The following is a 21,392-nucleotide window of genomic DNA, read 5'->3' as shown; positions in this document are numbered from 1 at the left end:
GGTCAGGACTCCTTGCGGGAGGTGCGGGGGGCGCCGGGCGCGCCGGCCGGGGCCGTCCCGGCCCGGGACAGGACGAGGAGCAGCAGCCAGGTGATGAGGAGGCTCAGGAGGGAGACGGCCACCGACACGCGGGCCTGGGCGCCGGAGATGGAGACGATCCACACGGCGAACGGACGGAAGCCGAGGACGGAGGCGGTGGTGAACTCGCCGAGGACGAGCGCCAGGGTGAGGAACGCGGCGCCGGCGAGCGAGGAGCGCAGGTTGGGCAGGACCACCCGGAGCATGACGTACGGCCAGGACGCCCCGCAGTTGCGGGCGGCCTCGACGAGCGTGGGGACGTCGACGGCGCGCAGTCCCGCGTCGAGGGAGCGGTACACGAACGGCAGGGCCATGACGGTGTAGGCGAGGACCAGGACGAGGGGGAAGTCCTCGTCCTGGACCGCGAGGAACGTCTGGTAGAGCGGGGTCCGCGACAGGTGGTCGGGGCCCCAGCGCAGTACGGTGCTGATCCCGGTGACGAGCGCGATGGGCGGCACCACGAGCGGCAGCGTGCACATCACCTCGACGACCGGCCGCAGGCGCGGTGCGCCGAGCCGGACGGCCACCAGGGCGGGCACCGCGAGCAGCAGGGCGAGCGCGATGGTGGCGGCGGCGAGGCCGAGGGACAGCAGCAGGCTCTCGGTGAACCCGTCGGCGGAGAGCAGCGCGGTGTACGCCTCGAAGGAGACGCCCTGGCCGGGGGTGTGCACGGTGAACACGAACGAGGCGACGAGCGGGACGAGGAAGTAGGCGCCGCCGAGGCCGAGGACGAGGCCGCGCCACGGGCGGGGGCGGCGCCGGATCCGTACGGGAGCGGTGGTCCGGTCCGCTGTCCGCGCCCCGGGCTCCGGGGTGACGTCCGGGGCGGTGGGGGTCATCGCAGCCATCGGGCGCTCCTGCGCTGGAGGGGGAGGTGGACCGCCATGACCAGGCCGGCGATCAGGATCATGTCGAGGCCGAGGGCGAGCGCCACGTTCTCCTGGCCGACCAGGACGTTGCCGGAGAGGGCGTCCGCGATCTTCAGGGTGACGAGGGGTACGGAGCCGCCGACGAGCGCCGCGGCGGTGGCGTGGGCGGCGAAGGCGCTGCCGAAGAGCAGCACGAACCCGCCGAGCAGCGAGGGCGCGAGGACCGGGATGCCGACGTGGCGCCAGTACTGCCATCCGCCGGCGCCCGCGTTCTGCGCGGCCTCGCGCCACTGGGGGCGCAGGCCGTCGAGGGCGGGCAGGATCACCAGGACCATGAGGGGGACGAGGAAGTACAGGTAGACGACGGCGAGGCCGCCGAAGGAGTACAGGTTCCAGCCGAGGTCGGTCAGGTCGGCGAGCTGGGTGACCACGCCGGAGATGCCGACGGTCGCGATGAACGCGAACGCGAGGGGGACGCCGCCGAAGTTGGCGAGGACCCCGGAGGCGGTGAGGACGGCGCCGCGCAGGGCCCGGGACCGGGAGGTGACGACGGCCTGGGCGATGAGGACGCCGAGGACCGAGCCGATCAGGGCGGTGAGCGCGGAGAGTTGCAGGCTGCCGAGGAGCGAGCCGAGGTAGGGGCCCTGGAGCGAGCGGCTCAGGTGCTCGCCGGTGAGGGCGGTGGTGCCGGTGGCGGGGTCGGTGCGGGTCACGGCGCCGTACAGGAGTGCGCCGAGGGGCAGTCCGAAGGCGAGGGCCGTGAAGGCGATCAGGGGGAGGGCGGCGAGCCAGGTGCGCGGGCCGCGCCGCCGGCGGCCGGTGCCGCCGGCGGTTCCCGTGGTGGGGGTGGCTGAGGACATCAGGAGAGGGCCTTGTCCCACTTCTCGGCGAGGGAGGCCTTGGCCTTGTCGAGCTCGGCGGCGGCCGGGAAGGCGGGGGTGCCGGCGACCTCGGGCAGCTTGGCGGTGAGCGTCTTGTCGGCGGTGCCGTCGGCGGTCATGGCCGGCAGCAGGACGGGCCGGGCGTATCCCTTGAGCCAGAGGTTCTGGCCTTCGGTGCTGTAGAGGAACTCCATCCAGAGGCGGGCGGCGGCGGGGTGCGGGGCGTCCTTGCTGACGGCCTGCGAGTAGAACTGCGCGTACACGCCGTCGGTCGGGACGGTGACCTGCCAGTCGACGCCCTTGCCCTCGAACTGGTCGGCGTAGCCGGCGTTGAGGTAGTCCCAGTCGATGCTGATGGGCGTCTCGCCCTTCTCGACCGTGGCCGGGGTGGACTCGACGGGGATGAAGTTGCCGCTCTTCTTCAGGGTGCCGAAGAAGTCGATGCCGGGCTGGATGTCCGCGAAGGAGCCCTTGTTGGCGAGGGCGGCCGCGTACACGCCGCCGAAGGCGGACCCGGACTTGGTCGGGTTGCCGTTGAGGGCGACCTTGCCCTTGTACTCGGGCTTGAGGAGGTCCGCGAAGGTCTTGGGGCAGTTCGGGATCCGCTTGGCGTCGCAGCCGATGGAGACGTAGCCGCCGTAGTCGTTGTACCAGCGACCGTCCGCGTCCTTCTGGGCGGCGGGGATCTTGTCCCATGCCTCGACCTTGTACGGGGCGAAGAGACCCTCCTCGGCGCCGCTGCGGGCGAACGCGATGCCGAGGTCGAGGACGTCGGGCGCGCGCTTCTGGCCCTTGCGGGACTTGACGGCGGCGATCTCGTCGGCGCTGGAGGCGTCCGGGTTCTCGCTCTCGACCTTGATCCCGTACTTCGTCTCGAACGCCTTGATCAGCTCGCCGTAGTTGGCCCAGTCCGGCGGCAGGGCGATGACGTGCAGCGCGCCCTCCTGCTTCGCCGCCTTGGCGAGGGCGTCCACGCCTCCGAGGTCCTTGGCCGACTTCGCGGTGGCCGACTTCGCGCCCTCGGCGCCGGCCGCACCCTCGGGAGCGGCGCCACAGGCGGTGACGGTGGTCAGGACTACGGCGCCGAGCAGGACTGCGGCGCCGCGGAAGGGGGTTCTGCGCACGGGTTCTCCCAGAAGCGAGTGACGGAACTTGTCTGAACAAGCCGCCCCTAGTTCGCCCGCGCCTCCTGTCCGGAAAATGAACGGCACATGGCCGGATCCGGGCGCCTCCCGGAAGAGCCGGTTGCGTTGAACCTCAGGTGACGTCCCTGGACTTGAGGCGGGTCGACCGGGCCGTCGGGCGTCGGATCGTCGGGTTAGGGTGGGCACGGGGACGGCGCACACCGTGACGTGGTGTGCGCAGCCGAGTACGAGATGGGGGCATGGTGACGGCGCTCTACATGGAGATCGCGGAGGAGCTCCGCCGCTCGATCCTCAGCGGCGAATACCCCGTCGGCGCCCGGCTGCCGTCCGAGAGCGACCTCGCCGACCGCTGGTCCGCGTCGCGCGGCACGGTGCGCCAGGCCGTCGCCCTGCTCACCTCGGAGGGAATCATCGGCTCCCGCCAGGGCGCCCGCCGCATCGTGCTCCGCAGGGAGCGCCGGCACAGCTTCGCCGAGCTCCACAGCTTCGCCCAGTGGGCGCGGACCACGGGCTACCGGTCGGCGAGCCGCTTCCTCCACCGCGAGCGCCGTCGGGCCACGCCCGAGGAGGCGCGCCGTCTCGCCCTACCGCAGGGAGCGACGGTCCTGGACGTCCTGCGCCTGCGCTGTCTGGACGACGAGCCGGTGATGCTGGAGCGCACGGCGTACGCGGAGTGGGTCGCGCCCACCGTCGAGTCCCTGCCCGTCGACTGCGCTTCGATCATGGACAGCATGGCCGAGGACGCGGGCATCGTCGCCCACTACGGCGAGCACCTCATCGACGCCGTTCCCGCCGGGAGCGACGACGCCCGTCTGCTCCGCGTCCGCCGGGGCAGCCCGCTCCTGCGCCAGCGCCATCTGACGAGCAACCAGGACGGCCGCCCCATCGAATGGACGGAGGACCGCTACCGCGCGGGGAGCGTCACCTTCAACGTGAGCAACTCGGTGGGCACGGCCCCGCTGGTCCGGGACCCCGGCTCCCTGCTGATGTGATCGCCAACCAGGGCCACCGCTCTGCGATCTGACGCCCTCTCACCATCCTCCGCACGTACACTGGCGGGCATGGCATGCCACATCACCGAACTGATCCTCGACTGCGCCGACCCCGAGCGGCTCGCCGCGTTCTGGAGCGAGGTCCTCGGATACGTCGAGATCGGCCGGGATGACGACGGGAGCATCCAGATCGGGCCGCCCGGCGCCGTCTTCGGCGGGCCGCAGCCGACGCTCCTCCTCAGCCCCAGCAGCGACCCCCGCACCGGGAAGCTCCGTCTGCACATCGACGTCAACCCCACCGACCGCGACCAGGACGCGGAGCTGGAGCGGCTGCTCGCCCTCGGCGCCCGGCCCACCGACGTCGGCCAGGACGACAGCGTGAGCTGGCACGTGCTGGCCGACCCGGAGGGCAACGAGTTCTGTCTCCTGCGGACCCGGATCCAGCCCCTCTGAGCGCCCCTCCCTCGCGGCGGCCGCTCCGAACTCCCACCCGGCCGGCGGACACGCGGCCTGGGCCGAAACACAGCCCGGAAAGTATGATCAAGCGATGTCTGACATGACTGAGACCACGCCCGGCTGGCTGACCACCGACGAACTGGACACGGCCAGGGCCCGGATGCCGATCCTCTACGTCGAGGCCGTCCCCGTGCGCGTGGACGACAGCGGTGAAGTCACCAGCATCGGGCTGCTCCTGCGGATCGGCGCGGAGGGAACGATCAGCCGCACCCTGGTGTCCGGCCGCGTCATGCACCACGAGCGGGTCCGGGACGCGCTGCTGCGCCACCTGGAGAAGGACCTCGGCCCGGTGGCCCTGCCCCGCGTCCCGGCCTCCTTGCAGCCCTTCACGGTCGCGGAGTACTTCCCCACGGCCGGCGTCACGCCCTACCACGACCCGCGCCAGCACGCCGTCTCCCTCGCCTACATCGTCCCGGTGAGCGGCGACTGCCGCCCCCGGCAGGACGCTCTCGACCTCGTCTGGTTCAGCCCGCAGGAAGCGGCCTCCGCGGCCGTGCAGAACGAGATGCCCGGCGGTCAGGGGACGCTCCTGAAGCAGGCCCTCGCGCACGTCGGTCACACGTACTGAACCCCCTCTCCCCGCAGAGCCGCCCGCCCGGCCGCAGTTGACCTTGACACGGTGACAAGGTCTTCACTGTGGCCGAGGAGGTGGTCCCGATGACCATGGCGAACGACGACACGAAGACGACGCGGGCTCTGCGGGGGCTCGGGAGCGACAGCCCGTCGGTCCGGCTGCGGGCCGCGCTGGCGGTGGGCACCGCACCGGACCCGGGGTGCGTCGACGAGCTCGTCGGACGGTGCGCGGTCGAGCCGGACTTCCAGGTCCGCGAGATGCTCACGTGGGCGCTCACCCGCCACTCGTCGGCCCTGACGCTCCCCCGGCTCCTCGACGAGCTCCGCTCGGAGCGGCCCCGGGCACGCAGCCAGGCCCTGCACACCCTGTCCAAGATCGGCGACGGGCGGGCCTGGCCGGCGATCACACGGGAGCTCCTGACCGACCCCGACGACGAGGTGGCCCGGAGCGCCTGGCGGGCGGCGGTCGTCCTCGTGCCCGAAGGCGAGGAGTCCGAGCTGGCCGGAATGCTGGCGAGCCAGCTCGGGCGGGGCGGGCGCGAGACGTGGCTGAGCCTCAGCCGGGCGCTGATCGCGCTCGGTGAGACGATGACGCCGGTCCTGCGCGCCGCGCTGTCGGATCCCCGCCCCCAGGTGCGCCGGCACGCGATCGCCACGGAGAAGCTGTCGCACGACCCGCAGGCCGGCTTCGACTTCGCGATCGAGGAGGCGAAGCGGATCGTGGCCCTCGGCCCGACCGGCCGGGAAGAGTGACGGACGGACCGGCCGGAGGAGTGGCGGACGGACCGGCCGGAGGACCGGCGGGAGGAGTGACGGACGGTGTTGATCGGCGAGGTGGCCCGGTACTCCGGGGTCAGTGCCCGCATGCTCAGGCACTACGACGCGCTCGGCCTGGTGCGGCCGACGGACCGCACCGGCGGCGGCTACCGGGAGTACTCCGACGAGGACATCCGGCGCATCTTCCACATCGAGAGCCTGCGGTCCCTGGGACTGTCGCTCCGCGAGGTGGGGCGCGCGCTCGACGATCCCGGCTTCGCGCCCTCGGAGCTCGTCGAGGACCTCGTCCGGCAGACGCGCGCACGCATCGCGGCCGAGACGGAGCTGCTCACGCGGCTGCGCCGGATCGGCTCCGCGGAACCCGCCGACTGGCACGACGTCCTGCGGACCGTCGCCCTCCTCCAGGCGCTGGCGTCGAAGAGCCCCGAGACACGGCAGCGCGCCGCCCTGTCCTCGGCCGATGAGGCTCCGGTGCCGGTGGAGGGGCTCGTCGAGGCGGTGCTGGGCGAGACGGACCCGAGCGTGGCCGGAGCCCTCCGCTGGGCGCTGGCGCGCTCGGGCGAGGAGGGACTGCCGCTGCTCGCACGGGGCCTCGGGGCACCGTCGGCCGAGGTGCGCGACCGGGCCGTCCGGGTCGTCGCGGAGATCCCGGGCGACAGGGCGACCGAGCTGCTGCGGGAGGCCCTCGGAGACGCCGACGTCGCGGTCCGCAGGCACGCGGCCCTGGAGCTGGGGGTGCGGGGCGCGCCCGAGGCGGTCCCGACGCTCATCGACATGGTCGTCGAGGAGGCGAACGACGTCGACGCGGCCGACGCGCTGAGCGCGCTGGCGAGCCGTCCCGCGCTCGCGGACCGTATCACCGGCCTGCTCGTCGACCGCCTCGCCCACGGCACCACGGAACCCTCCGCGCGCCGACGCCTGGCCCAGGCCCTCGCGGACATCCCGGGGTCCACGGCGTCACGCGCCCTCACGGACCTGTCCCGCGACGGGGACCGCGCCGTAGCGCTGACCGCCGCGTACATCCTCGGGAGGCGCGAGGTGCTCTGACGGGTCCGTCCGGGCGGTTACGGGCGGTCGTAGCGGCGGATGCGGTAGCGCAGGCCCGTCGTGGAGTCCCGCCAGCCGGTGTCCTCCGAGACCCGCCAGTCGGGATCGACGGCCGGAGCGTAGGTGTCGCCGGTGACAGCGGTGTCGACCTCCGTCACCGAGAGCGTCCTGGCATGGGGCAGGGCGGCACGGTAGATCTCGCCGCCGCCCATCACCCAGGCGAGAGCCTCGCCGGCCGGCTCCGGCGGCCCGGCCGCCAGCTCCAGCGCCGTCTCGACGGAGCCGGCGCGCTCCGCGCCCTCGGCCGTCCACCGCGCATCGCGGGTCACCACGATGTTGCGGCGGCCGACCAGGGGGCGGAAGCGCGCGGGCAGTGAGTCCCAGGTCTTCCGGCCCATGATCACGGGGCGGCCGAGGGTGGTCGCCTTGAAGTGCGCCATGTCCTCGGGGAGGCGCCACGGGATCGTGTTGTCGGCACCGATCACACCGTCGGTCGTCTGTGCCCAGATGAGCCCGATGTTCACACCCGTACTCATACCGCGACCGGAGCCTTGATCGCCGGGTGGTGCCGGTAGCCGACGATCTCCACGTCGGAGAAGGCGTAGTCGAACAGCGAGTCGGCCTTGTGCAGCTTCAGCTCGGGGAAGTCGTACGGGGTGCGGGTGAGCTGCTCGGTCACCTGCTCCACGTGGTTGTCGTAGATGTGGCAGTCGCCGCCGGTCCAGATGAAGTCGCCCGGCTCCAGGCCGGTCTGCTGCGCCACCATGTGGGTGAGCAGGGCGTAGCTGGCGATGTTGAACGGGACGCCGAGGAACAGGTCCGCGCTGCGCTGGTACAGCTGGCAGGAGAGCTTGCCGTCGGCGACGTAGAACTGGAAGAAGGCGTGGCACGGGGCGAGCGCCATCCGGTCCAGTTCGGCGACGTTCCAGGCGGACACGATCATCCGGCGGGAGTCCGGGTCACGGCGCAGCGTGTCGAGGACCTGGCTGATCTGGTCGATGTGCCGGCCGTCCGGCGTGGGCCAGGAGCGCCACTGCACCCCGTAGACGGGGCCGAGTTCGCCCTTGTCGTCGGCCCACTCGTCCCAGATGGTGACGCCGTTCTCCCGCAGCCAGCCGACGTTGGAGTCGCCGCGGAGGAACCACAGCAGCTCGTACACGATGGACTTGAGGTGCACCTTCTTGGTGGTGACCAGAGGGAATCCCTGCGAGAGGTCGTAGCGGAGCTGGTGTCCGAAGACGCTCCGGGTGCCTGTGCCCGTCCGGTCGGCCTTGGCCGTCCCCGAGGTGAGCACCATTTTCAACAAGTCTTCGTACTGGGTATCCGCCACGGTCGCCGAGTCTACCGCCGGCCGCGGGGGGAACCCGACCGGCGGGGGCGTGCTGCGCCCTCTACTCGCTGGTCACGGTGGTGCGGGCGGTCTCGTCGACGTGGAGGGTGAAGACGTCGGGGCGGGCGTAGTGGCCGGTGGCGTCGAGGTCGAAGCGGGCGCGGGCGAGCTCGTCGAGGTCGAGCTCGGCGGTCAGGACGCCCTCGCCGTCGCGCAGCGGGCCGGCGAGGACCTCCCCCAGCGGGGAGACGATGACGGAGCCGCCGCCGATCAGCACGGTGTCGGGCGCGTCGCCCTGGACGGGGTGGAGGTCGTCCGGCAGGGCGTCGCGGCGCAGGCGCTGAGGACGAAGCAGCGGCCCTCCAGGGCGATGTGGCGCATGGTGGCCTGCCAGGCGTCGCGGTCGTCGACGGTCGGCGCGCACCACAGGTCGACGCCCTTGGCGTACATCGCGGTGCGCAGGAGCGGCATGTAGTTCTCCCAGCAGATGGCCGCGCCGACGCGGGCGGCGCCGGTGTCGATGACGGTCAGGGTGGAGCCGTCGCCCTGGCCCCAGAGGTAGCGCTCGGCGGCGGTGGGCATGAGCTTGCGGTGCAGGCCCAGGTAGCCGTCGGGGCCGAAGAAGAGCGCGACGCAGTACAGGGTGCCGCCCCGGCGTTCGACCGCGCCGATCACGGCGTGGCAGCCGAGTTCCCGGGTGACGGCGGCGAGCGTCTCGGTCTCCGGGCCGGGGATCTCGATGGCGGCGGCGTGGTAGCGGCGGAAGAGGTCGCGGCCCGCGGGGGTGCGGCTGCCGACCGTGATGCCGAAGTCCAGCCCCTTGGGGTAGCCGCCGATGAACGCCTCGGGCAGGACGACGAGCTCGGCGTCCCGGGCGACGGCCTCGCGGACGAGCTGCTCGGCCCGGGCCACCGCGGCCGGGGTGTCGAGGAGCGGGGCGGCCGCCTGGACGACGGCGACGGTCACGGTGCGGCGGGGCTCGGCGGAGGCAGGGACGTCAGCAGAGGTCGGAGTCATGATCCGACGCTAGGAACATCACCACTCGCCCGGCAACCCGTCCCCGTGGTCGTCGACCGGACTTCGAGGGCGCGTGATGGGGGCAGGGGCGCGGGCCGCTCCAGCAGCGCGCGACAGACGTCGGGGCAGGCCTTTGAATGGAGAGATGAGCACCGTTCGATGGCTTGCCGCGGCAGGACTGGCGGCGGCGCTTGTCGGCGCCGCGGCGCCCAGCCCCACACCGCCTCCGCCTCAACCACCGCCCCAGCTCGACGACGCGGCCGTGAAACGCGCCGTCGACCAGCTCGACACGGTTGTCAAGGACGCCATGAAACGCACCGGCGTGCCGGGCGTGGCCGTCGGCGTCGTCCACGACGGCAAGGTGATCAGCCTGAAGGGGTACGGCGTGCGAAAGGTCGGGGAGAGCGCCGCCGTCGACGCAGACACCGTGTTCCAACTGGCCTCCGTGTCGAAGCCGGTCGCCTCCACCGTCATGGCCGGGGCCCTGGGCGTCGACGGCTGGGCCAAGCCGGTCGCCCCGAACCTGCCGGACTTCAAGCTCAAGGATCCGTGGGTCACTTCCCACGTGACGGCCGCCGACCTGTTCGCGCACCGCAGCGGCCTCCCCGACCACGAGGGCGACCTGCTCGAAGACCTCGGCTACGACCGCGCGTACATCCTGTCCCATCTGCGGTACGCGCCCCTCACCCCGTTCCGCGCCAGCTACGCGTACACCAACTTCGGCCTCACGGCCGCCGCTCAGGCGGTCGCCGAGGAGAAGGGCGTGTCCTGGGAGAAGCTCTCCGACGACACGCTCTACAAGCCGGCCGGCATGAACTCCACCAGCTCGCGCTTCCAGGACTTCGCGAAGGCCGCCGACCGGGCCTGGGGCCACGCCAAGGTGGACGGCGCCTGGAGGCCCGCGTTCGTGCGGAACCCGGACGCCCAGTCCCCCGCCGGCGGAGTCAGCTCCAGCGCCCGCGACATGACGACCTGGCTGAGGCTCCAGCTCGGCAACGGCAAGCTCGACGGCAAGCAGATCATCGACGCCGCCGCCCTGGAACGCACCCACTGGCCCGAGTCGGTCTCGAGCCCGCCGCACGCCCCGGCCGGCCGCACCGGCTTCTACGGCCTGGGCTGGAACGTGAGTTACGACGACGAGGGCCGGCTCAGGCTCTCGCACACGGGAGGATTCGAGCTGGGCGCGCACACCAACGTGACGATGCTGCCCGGAGAGCAGCTCGGCATCGTCGTCCTGACCAATGCCTCTCCGGTCGGGGTCGCCGACGCCGTCGCCCTCGACTTCTTCGACATCGCGCAGACCGGCAAGGTCAGCCGTGACTGGATCCCCCTCATCAACTCGGTGTACCAGCAGCAGACGGACGCGCTCCGGTCGAAGACCGACTACGCCCACCCGCCGTCCGGCGCGGCGCCCGCGAAGGCCGCCGACACGTACGCGGGCACGTTCGACAACCCCTACTACGGGCGCGCGAAGGTCATCGCCGCCACGGACGGCACCCTCACGCTCCAGCTGGGCCCGAAGCCCCAGTCGTACCGGCTCACCCACTACGCCGGCGACACGTTCAGCTTCCCGACGGCCGGCGAGAACGCCGTAGGTCCCACCGGGGTCACCTTCACCCCGGACGGGAAGTCCTTCACCGTCGAGTACCTGAACCACGAGGGCCTGGGCAAGTTCACGCGCACCAGCGGTTCGTGAAGCACCCAGTGGGTATGTTGACATACCTATACACCCATACCTAAAGTGCGGGTGTGTCCGTGAACAGCAGCGCGTCCGACGAGGACCTCCGCCGGGTGGCCTCCGGGCTCGTGGCCTGCCTCCCCGCGCTGGCCCGGGCCGTCGAGCGGCAGGTAGACCTGGACGACACCCGCCCCAAGCCCGCCAAGCCGTCCGAGGCGCAGCTCGCACTGCTGCGCCACGTCGAGGCGTACGACGGGATCACCGTGCGCGAGGCCGCCGAGGCCCTGCTGATGAAACCGAACAACGTCAGCGTGCTGGTCAGGCAGCTGACCGGGCAGGGACTGCTCGAACGCCGGCAGGACCCGGGCGACAAGCGGGTCGCGCACCTGCACCTCACCGCGACCGCCCGGCGGGAGATCGCCGAGGTCGAGCACCTCATGGGCGGGCACGTGGCCCGCGCCCTGCGCGCGCTGAGCGACGGGGAGCGGGACGCCCTCGGCTCCGCCCTGGGCGCCCTCAACGCACTCAGTCGACACCTTCACCGCGCCACGCGCTGAGCAGCGGCGCCGACCGCATGCCGGTCCCCCGCACCCGGAGCGCGTCTCCGGGCCGGTCCCGCACGCCCTGAGCACACCTCCGGGCGGGGCGTTGCCGTCCTGACACGCGTACGTCGGTGCTCCTCCCTTCCCCCTTCACCGCAGCGGGCCCGTCCCGTTGCGGCTCCTTCCCCTGCCATACGTAAGGACAGGCACTTCCATGCCCTCCGCCACCTCCACCGCCCCACCCGCCCTCGCCCGGCCCGCGACCGAACGGGCCGGCGGCCGTCGCGCCAACCCGTGGCTCGTTCTCGTCGCCGTGGCGTTCGGGCTCTTCATGGTCGGGCTCGACGGCTCGGTCGTCGCCATCGCCAACCCGGAGATCGGCCGTGACCTGGGCGCCTCCACGGCCGAGCTGCAGTGGGTCACCAACTCCTACCTCCTGGCGCTCGCGGCCGCCCTGATCCTCGGCGGCAAGCTGGGAGACCGCTTCGGCCGCCGCACCTTCTACCTGATCGGCGTCGCCGGATTCACCCTCGCCTCCGTCGCCATCGGCCTGGCCGGATCCGTCGAGGGCGTCATCGCCTTCCGCGCCGTACAGGGCTTCTTCGGCGCCCTGCTCATGCCGAACACCCTCGCCCTGCTCCGCGTCGTCTTCCCGCCGAAGAAGTTCGGCATGGCGGTCGGCATCTGGGCCATGGTCTCCTCGGTCTCCACCGCCCTGGGCCCGATCGTCGGCGGCCTGCTCGTCGAGCACGTCGGCTGGGAGTCCGTCTTCTACGTCAACGCCCCGATCGGCGTGATCGCGCTGGCGTTCAGCGCGGCCGTCCTGCCGCAGAGCCGCAACTCCGCCGCCACGCGGGAGAAGTTCGACCTCACCGGTGTCGTCCTCCTCGCCCTGGCACTCCTGGCCGTGGTGTTCGGCGTCGTCAAGGGCGAGACGTGGGGCTGGACTTCGGCCGGCACGGTGGGCGCGATCGTCGTCGGCGTGGCGGTCCTGCTGTTCTTCGGCCGGTACGAGACGCGGGTCGCCTCGCCGCTGCTGCCGATGCGGCTGTTCCGCAACCGTGCGCTGACCATCGGCACGGTTATCACGGCGCTCAACTTCTTCGTGCTGCTCGGCGTGATCTTCTTCGTCATGATCTACCTGCAGAACGTCCGCGGCCTCTCCCCCGTGCAGGCGGGCGTGCGCACGCTGCCGCTGAGCCTGGCCTCCGTCGTCGCGTCCCCGCTGGGCGCCGCGCTCACCGAGCGCTTCGGCCCCCGGCTGACGATGCCGCTCGGCATGGGCCTGCAGGCCGTCGCCTGCTTCGTGATGCTCGGCTGGAGCCCGGACTCCTCCTACGCGGTGCTGTGGCCGCCGTTCGTGGCGCTCGGCCTCGGCGTCGGCATGGTGATGGCGTCCTCCTCCGACGCCATCGTGGGCAACGCCCCCGTCGAGGACGGCGGTGTGGCCGGCGGTCTCCAGGCCACCGCCCTGCAGATCGGCGGCGCGCTGGGCACCTCCGTCCTCGTCTCCCTGATCAGCGGCCGCGTCGGCACCACGCTCACCGGCGAACTCGCCTCCGCCGGGGTCCCCGCGCCCGTCGCCACCGGTCTGTACGAGGCGAAGGACGCCGTCGCCATGGGCGTCGCGCCCGTCACGGCCGACATGCCCGCGACGCTCAGGACGGCCGTCGCCGAAGGCAGTCAGCAGGCGTTCATGAACGGCGTGCACACCTCGGTGCTCGTCGCGGGGACCCTGTGCATGGTCGGCGCCCTGGTGGCCGCCACCGGCGTACGACGACGCACTCCCGAAGCCGCCGGCCGGTAGGCGAGGGCGGTCGGGTCGGAACGGCGGCCGGGTCAGCCCTGACCGGCCGCCCCCGCCGCCCCTTCCGTCCCCTCCGTCCAGGGCCACCTGGCGGCACGGCCCGCCTCGATGAGCCCGACCATCCGGAAGGCGGCGTCCGTGAGGCCGCCGAAGGTGTGCCGGTGGGGGCCCGTGGGGCCGTGGGCGGGCCGGTATCCCGCCAGGTTCCAGGTGTAGACCGGGACGTCGGCCGGGACCGGTTCGGTCGGTCCGACGCGCTCGTAGGGGGCGGCCTGCTCGTCGGTGACGATCAGGACCCGGTCGTGGTCCCGGTAGTGCTTCCGCACCGCCTTCGCGGTGTAGGTGCCTCCCAGGCTCCGGAAGCGTTTCAGCACGTCGAGCACCGGCTCGCCCGGGGCGAACGGCACCTTCGCGCTGCCCCAGCCGAACTCCACCAGATCCGCCTGCTCGGCCCGCATGGCCAGCGCGGTGCCGAAGACGGCCGCCGCGTCGGCCCGGGTCAGCTCGGACCGCTCGGAGACGGTGTCCCAGAACATGGAGTCGGACCGGTCCACCAGGATCAGGGTCCGGCCGGGCAGGGCGGGCACGTTGGCCAGGGAGTGGCCGAGGGCCCGTTCCAGCGGGGCCGCCCAGCGCGGCGACGGCGCCTGCTGGTGGGCGGCCAGGTAGCAGAAGGGGAACTGCCGCGACCGGGCCACCTCGGAGGCGTCCGAGAGCCGTTCGGCGACCCCGGCCGCGACCTCGTCCGAGACTCCCGCCCCGTCGAAGTTCCGCAGGTTCCGCAGGAGGGCCATCGGGCCCATCGTGGGGATCACGGCCTCCCAGGCGGCGGCGTCCATCGGGCCGTGGAGCCAGCCCGCCAGGGCCTCCCACGTCATGCCGGCCGCGGCCAGCCGCGCGGGGCCGTCCGGCCCGGTCACCACGGCCCGCCGCTCGTCCGCCGCCGTCTCCGTCAGCGCCCGACGCGCCGTCAGCAGGGGGTCGGAGGCCGGCGGAACTGCCCGCTCCGGGTGGTGTCGGCGGTCCAGGGCGTACCGGAACAGCGCGCCCTGCCACGGCTTGGCCGGATCCGGGGAGGCGTGCACCAGGTTGAGCACGTCGCCGAAGCGGAAGCCTTGGGAGGCGGTGTCGTACTTGAGCAGGGACCGGGACGTGTAGAGGCGGCGCACACCGTCGGCGACGCCTCGTTTCACGGGTTGCGGCACGTTCCGCCCGTACGTCGAGATCCAGTGGGCGAGCAGCTCGCCGGGCTCGTCGGCGCGCTGGAGCACCGAGTCGATCACGGACCGGTTGGAGGGGCCCCCGGATGCCCCGGCCTCGAGTCGGGCCCGCACGTACGCGGCGGCTCCCACCAGGGACGCCGTGCGCATGTTGCCCTCGCCCCGCAGCCAGCGCAGCAGGCCGGCCGTCCACTCGGGGTCCTCGACGGCGAGTTCGCGGACGAGACGGGCGTACCGGTCGTCCCGCTCGGCGCCGGTCTCGTAGAAGGTCCGCTGGGAGACGAAGTTGCCGACGGCGAGGAGGAAGAGCTCGTCGCGGGGCTCCCGGACGACGGCCGGGCCGCCCGCGTAGGTGCGGAACTCGGGCCCGGGGGGCCTGTGGTGGAGCCGTGGTGGTGACGGGGGCATGGCGCGGGCGGCCGCCGAGACGTGCGGGGCCACGAGCATCTCGGACCAGACCTTGGAGACGCGCGGGGTGTGACGGGGCAGTGAATCCTCCCGGATTCAAAGGATCGGACGGCCCCGGCCACGACGTCCGGCGGGGCGAAGGCGCCCGCGCCCACCGAGATCCAGAAAGGCGGCGGCATCACTTGGATTCGAAGGAAGTAGCCGCAGCCGAGCGCATCGGAGGCGCGGTCGCGGGGCCAACGTACAACGCACGTCGGCCCGCGCACCAGCGATTATCGCCACGCCGCCGATCGCCGGGCGTCGCTCCCCGGCAGGCGGCGCAGGGCGAGGGCCAGGAGAACCGCCGCGTACCCGCCCAGGACGCCGAGTCCGGCCCACCAGGGAAGGGGGAAGTAGCCGGTGGAGGGCGCGTAGTGGGCGACCACCTGCGGATACGCGACGAGGGTCTGCTGGGTGGCGAAGCCGGCGGCCGGGGTGAGGCGCAGCAGCCACTGTGCCGGGCCGTCGGCGAGCAGCGGGAGGGAGGTCACCACGTACGGGAGCACGATCGTCAGGACGGCGACGGGGACCGCGGCCCGGGCGCGTCGCAGCAGGGCCCCGAGAGCGAGGGCGAGGACGGCGGCGAGGGCGAGCGCGGCGGCCGTGCCGACGACGACGCGGGCTCCGGTGAGGGCGGACGCCCCGACGACGGGAACGCCGTTCCCCTTCAGGACCGCCACGCCGGCGGGTATCACGACGCCGACGGCGAGGAGGCCGGTGACGAACGTGACGGCCGCGACGACCATCGCCTTCGCCCCGAGTTCCGCGCGGGTGACCGGTGCGCCCCCGGTGGCTCCGCGGCGGTACGCCGTGGTGGCGAGCCGCACCGCGACCACGAGCACGACGAGCAGCGCGAGGGGCAGGCCGCCGAGGGTGCGCTCGGCCGGCCGGGCGCCGTCCTCGGCACCCGACGGCCCGATGTCGCCGGACCCGGTGACGGTGATCGTGCCGTTCTTCTCCACCGCGCCGGCGCGCCGGCGGTACTTCTCCCAGTCGGTCCGGTTCGCCTCCCCGACGGTGTCGCTCCGCCAGCGTGCGGCCGTGTCCGTGCCCGTGAGGCCGACGTGGTCGAAGACGCCGCCGGCCTGGGTCCAGCGCACCTGTTCCGTGGTTCCGCCGAGGCCGGCGGGCCGTAGCGTGAGGTCGCCGGGAGAGGTGGCGAACAGGCCGACCCGCACGGTTTCGGGGAGCTGCGGCAGCCGTACCGTGCCGACCTTCGCCCACCGCTCGCCGTCGGCGGACTCGTGGCCGGTGACGGTGTCGCCCGACCGGGTCAGCCGCAGCCAGCGGGGGGCGTCGGCCGAGACCCCGCCGGTGCTGCCCGCGATGTCGTGGCGGTAGTCGTACTGCATGCGCACGCCGTGGCCGCCGGTGACCATCAGCGCCGCGTACGAGGAGCCCGGGCGGACGCCGTCCTTGACGATGACCCCGGCCTTCGCCCAGGGCACGAGGCCCGGGACGATCTGGTCGTGGTGCGGCGGCGGGTAGGTGATCGTGCCCGTCATGGACGTCAGCCGGACCGTGATGCTGCCGTGCCGGCCCAGGTCCCGGTGCAGGAAGGAGAACTGATCGTGGACGAGGGAGCCGTCCGGGCCGGTCGGCGCGGCGGGGCACGGGCCGTCGCAGGACGCGTGGTTGCCGAAGGCGTAGAGCAGGCCGAGGGCGATGACGGCCAGGGCCGCGGTCGCCATGGCGATCAGTCGGCCCGGGCGGCGGAAGCCGGTCCACTCCCGGTGGACCGCGTGGAGGAGGTCGTCGGTCGAAGTCATGACCACGGTTCTACGGATCCCGGCATGACGTGGGCCGAACGGCGCCTGTCACCTCGCTGTCAGGTGCGGCAGGGCATGCTGGGTCCGGCCGGACACGGGCGGGAAGAGGAGCAGGGGCATGCTGCGGGGCGGGACTGTCGTACGGCGCTTCACGATCTTGTACGCCTCGGGGTTCCTCGGATCCGGGATCGTGCTGCTCGCCCTGACCTACCTGATGTCCGGCGTCCGGCTCTCCGTACCGGCGGACCCGTCTGCCGGGCCCCGGACCTCCCAGCAGCAGATCCGGGATCTGCGGACGCGGCTCGCGGACGTGCACGTGCAGCAGGAGCACCGGTGGGTCGTCGCCTCGCTCATCGCCCTGGTGGTGATGGCGGTCCTCTCGCTCCTGCTCGGGCGCCTCCTGGCCGGCCGGGTTCTGCGCCCGCTGCGGCTCGTCACCGCGGCGACGCGGCGGATCTCCGCGGAGAACCTGCACGAGAGGCTCGCGGTGACCGGCCCGGCCGACGAGGTGAAGGAGCTCGCCGACACGGTCGACGGCCTCCTGGAACGTCTTGAGGCGTCGTTCGTCGCTCAGCGGCGCTTCGTCGGCAACGCCTCGCACGAGCTGCGCACGCCGCTGGCGACGATGCGGGCGTCGCTGGACGTGGCCGTCGCCAAACCGGAGCCCGCCGCACAGACCCTCGCGCTCGCCGGCCGCCTCCGGACCGAACTGGACCGCGTGGACCGCCTGCTCGACGGCTTCCTCCTCCTCGCCCGTGCCGAGCACAGTGCCTTCGCCGACCGGACGCTCCTGTCGCTGGGCGAGCTGGCGCGGGAGTCGCTGGACTCCCGGGCCTCCGACATCGCCGCGAAGGCCCTGGACCTCCGCACCGAGGTCGGGCCGACGGCCTGGACACGGGGCAGCGCGGCGCTCCTGTCCCGGCTGGTGCAGAACCTCGTCGACAACGCGATCGCGCACAACGAGGAGAGCGGCTGGATCCGGGTCGCCGTCGACGGCGACGGCTCCGAGGCCCGGCTGGTCGTCGAGACCGGCGGGCGCGTCCTGGAGCAGGACGAAGTCGACCGGCTGGGGCGGCCGTTCGAGCGGCTCGGCACCGCCCGTACCGGATCGGAGGGGAGTTCGGGCCTGGGTCTTTCGATCGTGGCCGCGATCGTCGCCGCGCACGGCGGCCGTCTGGTCCTGCGGGCCCGTCCGCGGGGTGGCCTGCGCGTCGCGGTGACGCTGCCGTCGGCCGCTCCGGAAGGCGACGCGGTGACGGCGGAGGTGACGGCGTGAGGATCCTGGTCGTGGAGGACGCGCGGTCGCTCGCCGAGGTCGTCGCGGAGGGCCTGCGGGATCAGGGGATGGCCGTCGACCTCGCGCACGACGGTCTGACGGCCGCGGCCAAGCTGGACGTGAACGCGTACGACGTGGTGGTCCTCGACCGGGATCTGCCCGGCATCCACGGGGACGCGCTCTGCCAGATGATCACCGGGCGGGACGACCGTCCGATGGTGCTGATGCTGACCGCGGCCGGGGGGCCCGACGACCGGGTCAGCGGTCTCACCCTCGGGGCCGACGACTATCTCGCCAAGCCCTTCCACTTCCCCGAGCTGGTCCTGCGCGTCCGGTCCCTCGCCCGCCGCAGGCCGGCCGCCCGGGCCCGTACGCTGCGCGCCGCCGGTCTCGAACTCGACCCGGTGCACCGCACCGTCCTCCGGGACGGCCGCCCGCTCGCCCTGTCCGTCAAGGAGTTCGCCGTCCTGGAGGCGCTCCTGCGCGCCAGCCCGGGGTTCCTGAGCGCCGAGGACCTCCTGGAGCAGGTGTGGGACGAGAACGCCGATCCGTTCACCAACACCGTGACGGTCACCGTCGGCCGGTTGCGCCGGAAGCTGGGCGGCCCGCCGGTCATCACCACGACGACCGGGGTGGGCTACCGCATCGCCGACGCACCGGCCGACTGACGGGACTCCCCCGGCGTCGGCCCGACGGCGCGGTCCGTGCGGGTCCCGTCACCCCACCGGCGGGGCCTCCGCGCCCGGTGTTCCCTCGTGGCGGCGGGCCAGTGCGCTGAGGCCGGCGGCGAGGAGGGCACAGAGGGCGGAGGCGAGCCAGACGGTGCGGTAGCCGTTCTCGCCGGGCTGCCCGGTGACCGTGGAGGTGAACGCGCCCAGGAGCGAGGCGAAGACGCCGCCGGCGACCGCGCCGCCCAGGGTCTTGACGTTGTTGTAGAGGGCGGCGGCGATGCCGGTGCGGGACGGCTCCGAGGCTTCGACGATCACCGTGGGCATGGCGCCGAGCGCCAGGCCGATGCCCAGGCCGAGGAAGAAGGAGCCCGTTGCCATGTGCCACACCTCGTCGTGGAGGACGGCGTACTGGAGGAACGCCGCGGCCACCAGGACGAACGCCCCGACCAGGGTCGGGCGGTAGCCGACGCGCCGCGCGACGGCCGCGGTGGCGAAGGAGCCGAGCACGGCGGCGACGTAACCCGGCAGCGAGACGAGCGAGATGGCCAGGGCGGACATGGCGAATCCGTACCCGGTGGTCGCCGGATCGGCGGCGAAGAAGGTGGCGTTGGGGGCCTGGCTGCCGAAGTAGAAGATGCCGAAGAGGAACGCCCCCAGGTAGAAGGGGGCCGCCTCGCGGCCGGCGAGGGCCCGCAGGTCCACCAGCGGCTCGGCGACGCGCAGCTCCACGAGGACCCAGGCGGTCAGCAGTACGGCCCCGAGGACGAGCGGCCCGAGGACCGCGAGGCCGCCCCAGCCCCCGTCCTCTGCGGCGCCGACGCCGCTCAGCAGGGCGAGCACGGCCGTGCCGAGCAGGGTCACTCCGGCCCGGTCGACCCGGCCGCTCGCCCGCCGGGTGGACTCGGGCACGGCGACGAAGGAGACCGGGACGCAGATCAGGGCGAGCACCGCCGGTACGAGGAGGACCGGCCGCAGGTCGCCCACGGCGGAGTGCAGCAGGCCCATCGCCACGCCGCCCGCGAGGGAGCCGAGGGCGAGCGAGCCGACGAGGAGGGCGATGGCCCGCCGCGCTCCCGCCACGGGGAGCCTGTCCCGTACGAGGGCGATCTCCAGGGGCAGCAGTGCGGCGAGCGGCCCTTGGAGGAGCCTTCCGGCGAGCACCAGCGGGTAGTGGTCCGAGAGCGCCACGAGCAGGGTGCCGGCCGCGGTCAGGGCGAGCGCGATCCGGAGCATGCGCCGGTGGCCGTGGAGGTCGCCGAGGCGTCCGAACAGCGGCACGGACACGGCGGCCGAGAGGAGTTGGACCGAGACGATCCAGTTGGTGTCGACGGCGTCGACGCCGAGGTGCGCGGCGAGGTCGGGCAGGAGCGGGGCGATGCCGGCCTGGACGACACCGCTGGTGATCTCGAAGAGGACGAGCAGGCCGACGACGGCGGTGACGGCGGGTGCGGACCGCTTCGTGACCGGCCCTCTCGGGCTGGTGGTGTGGGTCATCGTCGCTCCTGCGCGGTGAGGGCGGTCGGGTCGGCGACCGGGGAAGCGGCATCGGCGGTGGTGCGGGCGAGCCGTCGGAGGGCGAGACCGGCCAGGAGGGCGGCGGCGTGCGGCAGCGCGCCGTCGTCGTAGACGGCCTGGGGCGAGTGGTTCATCGGGGCGGTGGCGGGGTCGGTGCCGACCGGGCAGGCGCCGAGTCCGAGGAACGCCCCGGGCACCTCGCGCAGGACGAAGGAGAAGTCCTCCGAGCCGGCCATCGGCGTGGGCGCGGCGAAGACCCGGTCCTCGCCGAGGACGTCCCGGGCGGTGGCGAGGGCGAACGCGGCCTCGCCGTCGTGGTTGACGGTCGGCGGGTACTGGTGGACGTAGTCGATGTCCGCGCGGACGCCGTGGGCGGCGGCGACGCCGTGCACGGTCCGCTCGAACGCCGTGCGGACGGCGGCCCGCGAGGCGTCGGAGAAGGTCCGGACGGTGGCCGAGAAGCGGCCCGACTCCGGGATGACGTTGGGCGCGGTGCCGGCCTCCAGGCGACCGACCGTGACGACGGCCGGGTCGAAGATGTCGATCTCACGGGTGACCAGGGTCTGCAGGGCGGTGACCGTCGCGCACAGCGCGGGCACGGGGTCGACGGCCGCGTGCGGGGACGAGCCGTGGCCGCCCGCGCCGCGCACGGTGACGTGGACCGTGTCGGAGGCCGCGAGCATGGGGCCCGGCCGGGTGGCGGCGAAACCGATGGGGGCGCCCCGGGAGACGACGTGCAGCGCGTACGCGGCGACGACCCGCTCTCCGGCGGCGTCGAGCACCCCCTCGTCGATCATGATCCTGGCGCCGCCCTGCCCCTCCTCGCCCGGCTGGAACATGAACACGACGTCGCCGGCGAGCTCTTCGCGGCGGGCCGCGAGGAGGTGCGCGGCTCCGACGAGTGCGGCGGTGTGCAGGTCGTGTCCGCAGGCGTGCATCCGGCCGTCGAGGACGGAGGCGTACGGGAGGCCGGTGTCCTCCTGGACGGGGAGGGCGTCCATGTCGCCCCGCAGCAGGACCGCAGGCCCGGGGCGCCCGCCGCGCAGGACGGCCGTGACCGAGGTGAGGGCCCGGCCCGGGGTGATCTCCAGACCGAGCCCGTCGAGGGCGGCGGTCACCTTCGCCTGCGTGAGGGGGAGGTCGAGACCCAGTTCCGGTTCCCGGTGCAGGGAGTGGCGCAGGGCGGTGAGGACGGGTGCGAGGGCGTGTGCGTCGGGCAGCAGATCCATGAGGGGTATCGTG

At 73.2% G+C, this 21,392-nt stretch carries 21 protein-coding genes; 10 read left to right on the top strand and 11 right to left on the bottom strand.

Annotation, left to right across the window (positions count from 1 at the left end):
• Nucleotides 1-2: 2 nt before the first annotated feature.
• Genes BLW86_RS35420 through BLW86_RS35410 form a run of 3 tightly spaced genes read right to left on the bottom strand, consistent with a single transcriptional unit; the run spans nt 3 to nt 2,919 of the window.
• Nucleotides 3-926: an ABC transporter permease gene (locus BLW86_RS35420; RefSeq protein WP_177181846.1), complete on the bottom strand. Its 924-nt coding sequence runs from the start codon at nt 924-926 to the stop codon at nt 3-5.
• Nucleotides 914-1,807, bottom strand: coding sequence for an ABC transporter permease (locus tag BLW86_RS35415; protein WP_093877802.1), 894 nt, complete (start codon nt 1,805-1,807; stop codon nt 914-916). Before BLW86_RS35415 ends, BLW86_RS35420 begins: the two co-directional genes overlap by 13 nt.
• The gene (locus BLW86_RS35410) at nt 1,807-2,919 is read right to left on the bottom strand and encodes an ABC transporter substrate-binding protein (protein ID WP_177181977.1); all 1,113 of its coding nucleotides are present in this window, start codon (nt 2,917-2,919) and stop codon (nt 1,807-1,809) included. Before BLW86_RS35410 ends, BLW86_RS35415 begins: the two co-directional genes overlap by 1 nt.
• A gap of 293 nt (nt 2,920-3,212) precedes the next feature.
• Between BLW86_RS35410 and BLW86_RS35405 the strand changes: the two genes are divergently transcribed.
• From BLW86_RS35405 to BLW86_RS35385, 5 genes are all read left to right on the top strand, one after another.
• Entirely contained in the window at nt 3,213-3,965 is a 753-nt protein-coding gene (locus BLW86_RS35405) for a GntR family transcriptional regulator (RefSeq protein ID WP_093877800.1), read from the top strand.
• Nucleotides 3,966-4,034: 69 nt separating this feature from the next.
• The gene (locus BLW86_RS35400) at nt 4,035-4,418 is read left to right on the top strand and encodes a VOC family protein (protein ID WP_093877799.1); all 384 of its coding nucleotides are present in this window, start codon (nt 4,035-4,037) and stop codon (nt 4,416-4,418) included.
• Nucleotides 4,419-4,521: 103 nt separating this feature from the next.
• Entirely contained in the window at nt 4,522-5,049 is a 528-nt protein-coding gene (locus BLW86_RS35395; protein WP_093877798.1) for an NUDIX hydrolase family protein, read from the top strand.
• An 89-nt stretch (nt 5,050-5,138) separates the two neighbouring features.
• Entirely contained in the window at nt 5,139-5,807 is a 669-nt protein-coding gene (locus BLW86_RS35390; RefSeq protein ID WP_093879044.1) for a HEAT repeat domain-containing protein, read from the top strand.
• A gap of 66 nt (nt 5,808-5,873) precedes the next feature.
• Entirely contained in the window at nt 5,874-6,878 is a 1,005-nt protein-coding gene (locus tag BLW86_RS35385) for a HEAT repeat domain-containing protein (RefSeq protein ID WP_093877797.1), read from the top strand.
• A 17-nt stretch (nt 6,879-6,895) separates the two neighbouring features.
• Here the strand turns inward: BLW86_RS35385 and BLW86_RS35380 are convergent, their stop codons facing one another.
• The 4 genes from BLW86_RS35380 to BLW86_RS35370 all read right to left on the bottom strand — a co-directional run bounded on the left by BLW86_RS35380 (nt 6,896) and on the right by BLW86_RS35370 (nt 9,225).
• Nucleotides 6,896-7,402: a dihydrofolate reductase gene (locus BLW86_RS35380; protein ID WP_093877796.1), complete on the bottom strand. Its 507-nt coding sequence runs from the start codon at nt 7,400-7,402 to the stop codon at nt 6,896-6,898.
• An 8-nt stretch (nt 7,403-7,410) separates the two neighbouring features.
• The gene (locus tag BLW86_RS35375; protein ID WP_093877795.1) at nt 7,411-8,208 is read right to left on the bottom strand and encodes a thymidylate synthase; all 798 of its coding nucleotides are present in this window, start codon (nt 8,206-8,208) and stop codon (nt 7,411-7,413) included.
• 61 nt (nt 8,209-8,269) lie between these two features.
• Nucleotides 8,270-8,485, bottom strand: a complete 216-nt coding sequence (locus tag BLW86_RS43520; protein ID WP_256341533.1) for a nitrilase-related carbon-nitrogen hydrolase — start codon at nt 8,483-8,485, stop codon at nt 8,270-8,272.
• On the bottom strand, nt 8,479-9,225 hold the full coding sequence (locus tag BLW86_RS35370; RefSeq protein ID WP_256341532.1) for a nitrilase-related carbon-nitrogen hydrolase: 747 nt from the start codon (nt 9,223-9,225) through the stop codon (nt 8,479-8,481). The genes BLW86_RS43520 and BLW86_RS35370 overlap by 7 nt, the downstream gene beginning before the upstream one ends.
• Nucleotides 9,226-9,370: 145 nt before the next feature.
• Between BLW86_RS35370 and BLW86_RS35365 the strand changes: the two genes are divergently transcribed.
• The 3 genes from BLW86_RS35365 (at nt 9,371) to BLW86_RS35355 (ending at nt 13,252) form a co-directional block, all read left to right on the top strand.
• Nucleotides 9,371-10,921, top strand: a complete 1,551-nt coding sequence (locus tag BLW86_RS35365) for a serine hydrolase (protein ID WP_093877794.1) — start codon at nt 9,371-9,373, stop codon at nt 10,919-10,921.
• A gap of 53 nt (nt 10,922-10,974) precedes the next feature.
• Nucleotides 10,975-11,460 carry a MarR family winged helix-turn-helix transcriptional regulator gene (locus BLW86_RS35360; RefSeq protein WP_218138028.1) on the top strand — a complete coding sequence of 162 codons (486 nt, stop codon included), beginning with the start codon at nt 10,975-10,977 and terminating at the stop codon, nt 11,458-11,460.
• 199 nt (nt 11,461-11,659) lie between these two features.
• Entirely contained in the window at nt 11,660-13,252 is a 1,593-nt protein-coding gene (locus BLW86_RS35355) for an MFS transporter (protein ID WP_093877793.1), read from the top strand.
• A gap of 32 nt (nt 13,253-13,284) precedes the next feature.
• Here the strand turns inward: BLW86_RS35355 and BLW86_RS35350 are convergent, their stop codons facing one another.
• Complete coding sequence (locus BLW86_RS35350; protein WP_093877792.1) at nt 13,285-14,919, bottom strand: TROVE domain-containing protein; 1,635 nt, start codon at nt 14,917-14,919, stop codon at nt 13,285-13,287.
• Nucleotides 14,920-15,152: 233 nt separating this feature from the next.
• A complete protein-coding gene (locus BLW86_RS35345; protein ID WP_093877791.1) occupies nt 15,153-16,688 on the bottom strand; it encodes a DUF1349 domain-containing protein in 1,536 nt (511 codons plus the stop codon).
• 118 nt (nt 16,689-16,806) lie between these two features.
• Here BLW86_RS35345 and BLW86_RS35340 point away from each other — a divergent pair, with 118 nt between their 5' ends.
• Together BLW86_RS35340 and BLW86_RS35335 are read left to right on the top strand one after the other, a co-directional pair.
• On the top strand, nt 16,807-17,964 hold the full coding sequence (locus tag BLW86_RS35340) for a sensor histidine kinase (RefSeq protein ID WP_093877790.1): 1,158 nt from the start codon (nt 16,807-16,809) through the stop codon (nt 17,962-17,964).
• A complete protein-coding gene (locus BLW86_RS35335; RefSeq protein ID WP_093877789.1) occupies nt 17,961-18,632 on the top strand; it encodes a response regulator transcription factor in 672 nt (223 codons plus the stop codon). Before BLW86_RS35340 ends, BLW86_RS35335 begins: the two co-directional genes overlap by 4 nt.
• Nucleotides 18,633-18,680: 48 nt before the next feature.
• Here the strand turns inward: BLW86_RS35335 and BLW86_RS35330 are convergent, their stop codons facing one another.
• Nucleotides 18,681-20,129, bottom strand: coding sequence for an MFS transporter (locus tag BLW86_RS35330; RefSeq protein WP_093877788.1), 1,449 nt, complete (start codon nt 20,127-20,129; stop codon nt 18,681-18,683).
• Entirely contained in the window at nt 20,126-21,379 is a 1,254-nt protein-coding gene (locus BLW86_RS35325; protein WP_093879042.1) for a M20 metallopeptidase family protein, read from the bottom strand. The genes BLW86_RS35330 and BLW86_RS35325 overlap by 4 nt, the downstream gene beginning before the upstream one ends.
• Nucleotides 21,380-21,392: the final 13 nt, after the last annotated feature.

It is taken from the genome of Streptomyces sp. TLI_105, from assembly GCF_900105415.1.
Lineage (GTDB): Bacteria > Actinomycetota > Actinomycetes > Streptomycetales > Streptomycetaceae > Streptomyces.
Note: the sequence above shows the minus strand (reverse complement) of the source record. Positions and strands in the feature narration are given on the sequence as shown.

Excerpts from the sequence above, each read along its gene's own strand:
- BLW86_RS35365 (WP_093877794.1), top strand. The coding sequence starts at position 9,371 with ATGAGCACCGTTCGATGGCTTGCCGCGGCAGGACTGGCGGCGGCGCTT.
- BLW86_RS35370 (WP_256341532.1), bottom strand. The coding sequence starts at position 9,225 with ATGACTCCGACCTCTGCTGACGTCCCTGCCTCCGCCGAGCCCCGCCGC.
- BLW86_RS35395 (WP_093877798.1), top strand. The coding sequence starts at position 4,522 with ATGACTGAGACCACGCCCGGCTGGCTGACCACCGACGAACTGGACACG.
- BLW86_RS35350 (WP_093877792.1), bottom strand. The coding sequence starts at position 14,919 with ATGCTCGTGGCCCCGCACGTCTCGGCGGCCGCCCGCGCCATGCCCCCG.
- BLW86_RS35420 (WP_177181846.1), bottom strand. The coding sequence starts at position 926 with ATGGCTGCGATGACCCCCACCGCCCCGGACGTCACCCCGGAGCCCGGG.
- BLW86_RS35400 (WP_093877799.1), top strand. The coding sequence starts at position 4,035 with ATGGCATGCCACATCACCGAACTGATCCTCGACTGCGCCGACCCCGAG.
- BLW86_RS35390 (WP_093879044.1), top strand. The coding sequence starts at position 5,139 with ATGACCATGGCGAACGACGACACGAAGACGACGCGGGCTCTGCGGGGG.
- BLW86_RS35340 (WP_093877790.1), top strand. The coding sequence starts at position 16,807 with ATGCTGCGGGGCGGGACTGTCGTACGGCGCTTCACGATCTTGTACGCC.
- BLW86_RS35415 (WP_093877802.1), bottom strand. The coding sequence starts at position 1,807 with ATGTCCTCAGCCACCCCCACCACGGGAACCGCCGGCGGCACCGGCCGC.
- BLW86_RS35355 (WP_093877793.1), top strand. The coding sequence starts at position 11,660 with ATGCCCTCCGCCACCTCCACCGCCCCACCCGCCCTCGCCCGGCCCGCG.
- BLW86_RS35325 (WP_093879042.1), bottom strand. The coding sequence starts at position 21,379 with ATGGATCTGCTGCCCGACGCACACGCCCTCGCACCCGTCCTCACCGCC.
- BLW86_RS35330 (WP_093877788.1), bottom strand. The coding sequence starts at position 20,129 with ATGACCCACACCACCAGCCCGAGAGGGCCGGTCACGAAGCGGTCCGCA.
- BLW86_RS35405 (WP_093877800.1), top strand. The coding sequence starts at position 3,213 with ATGGTGACGGCGCTCTACATGGAGATCGCGGAGGAGCTCCGCCGCTCG.
- BLW86_RS35345 (WP_093877791.1), bottom strand. The coding sequence starts at position 16,688 with ATGACTTCGACCGACGACCTCCTCCACGCGGTCCACCGGGAGTGGACC.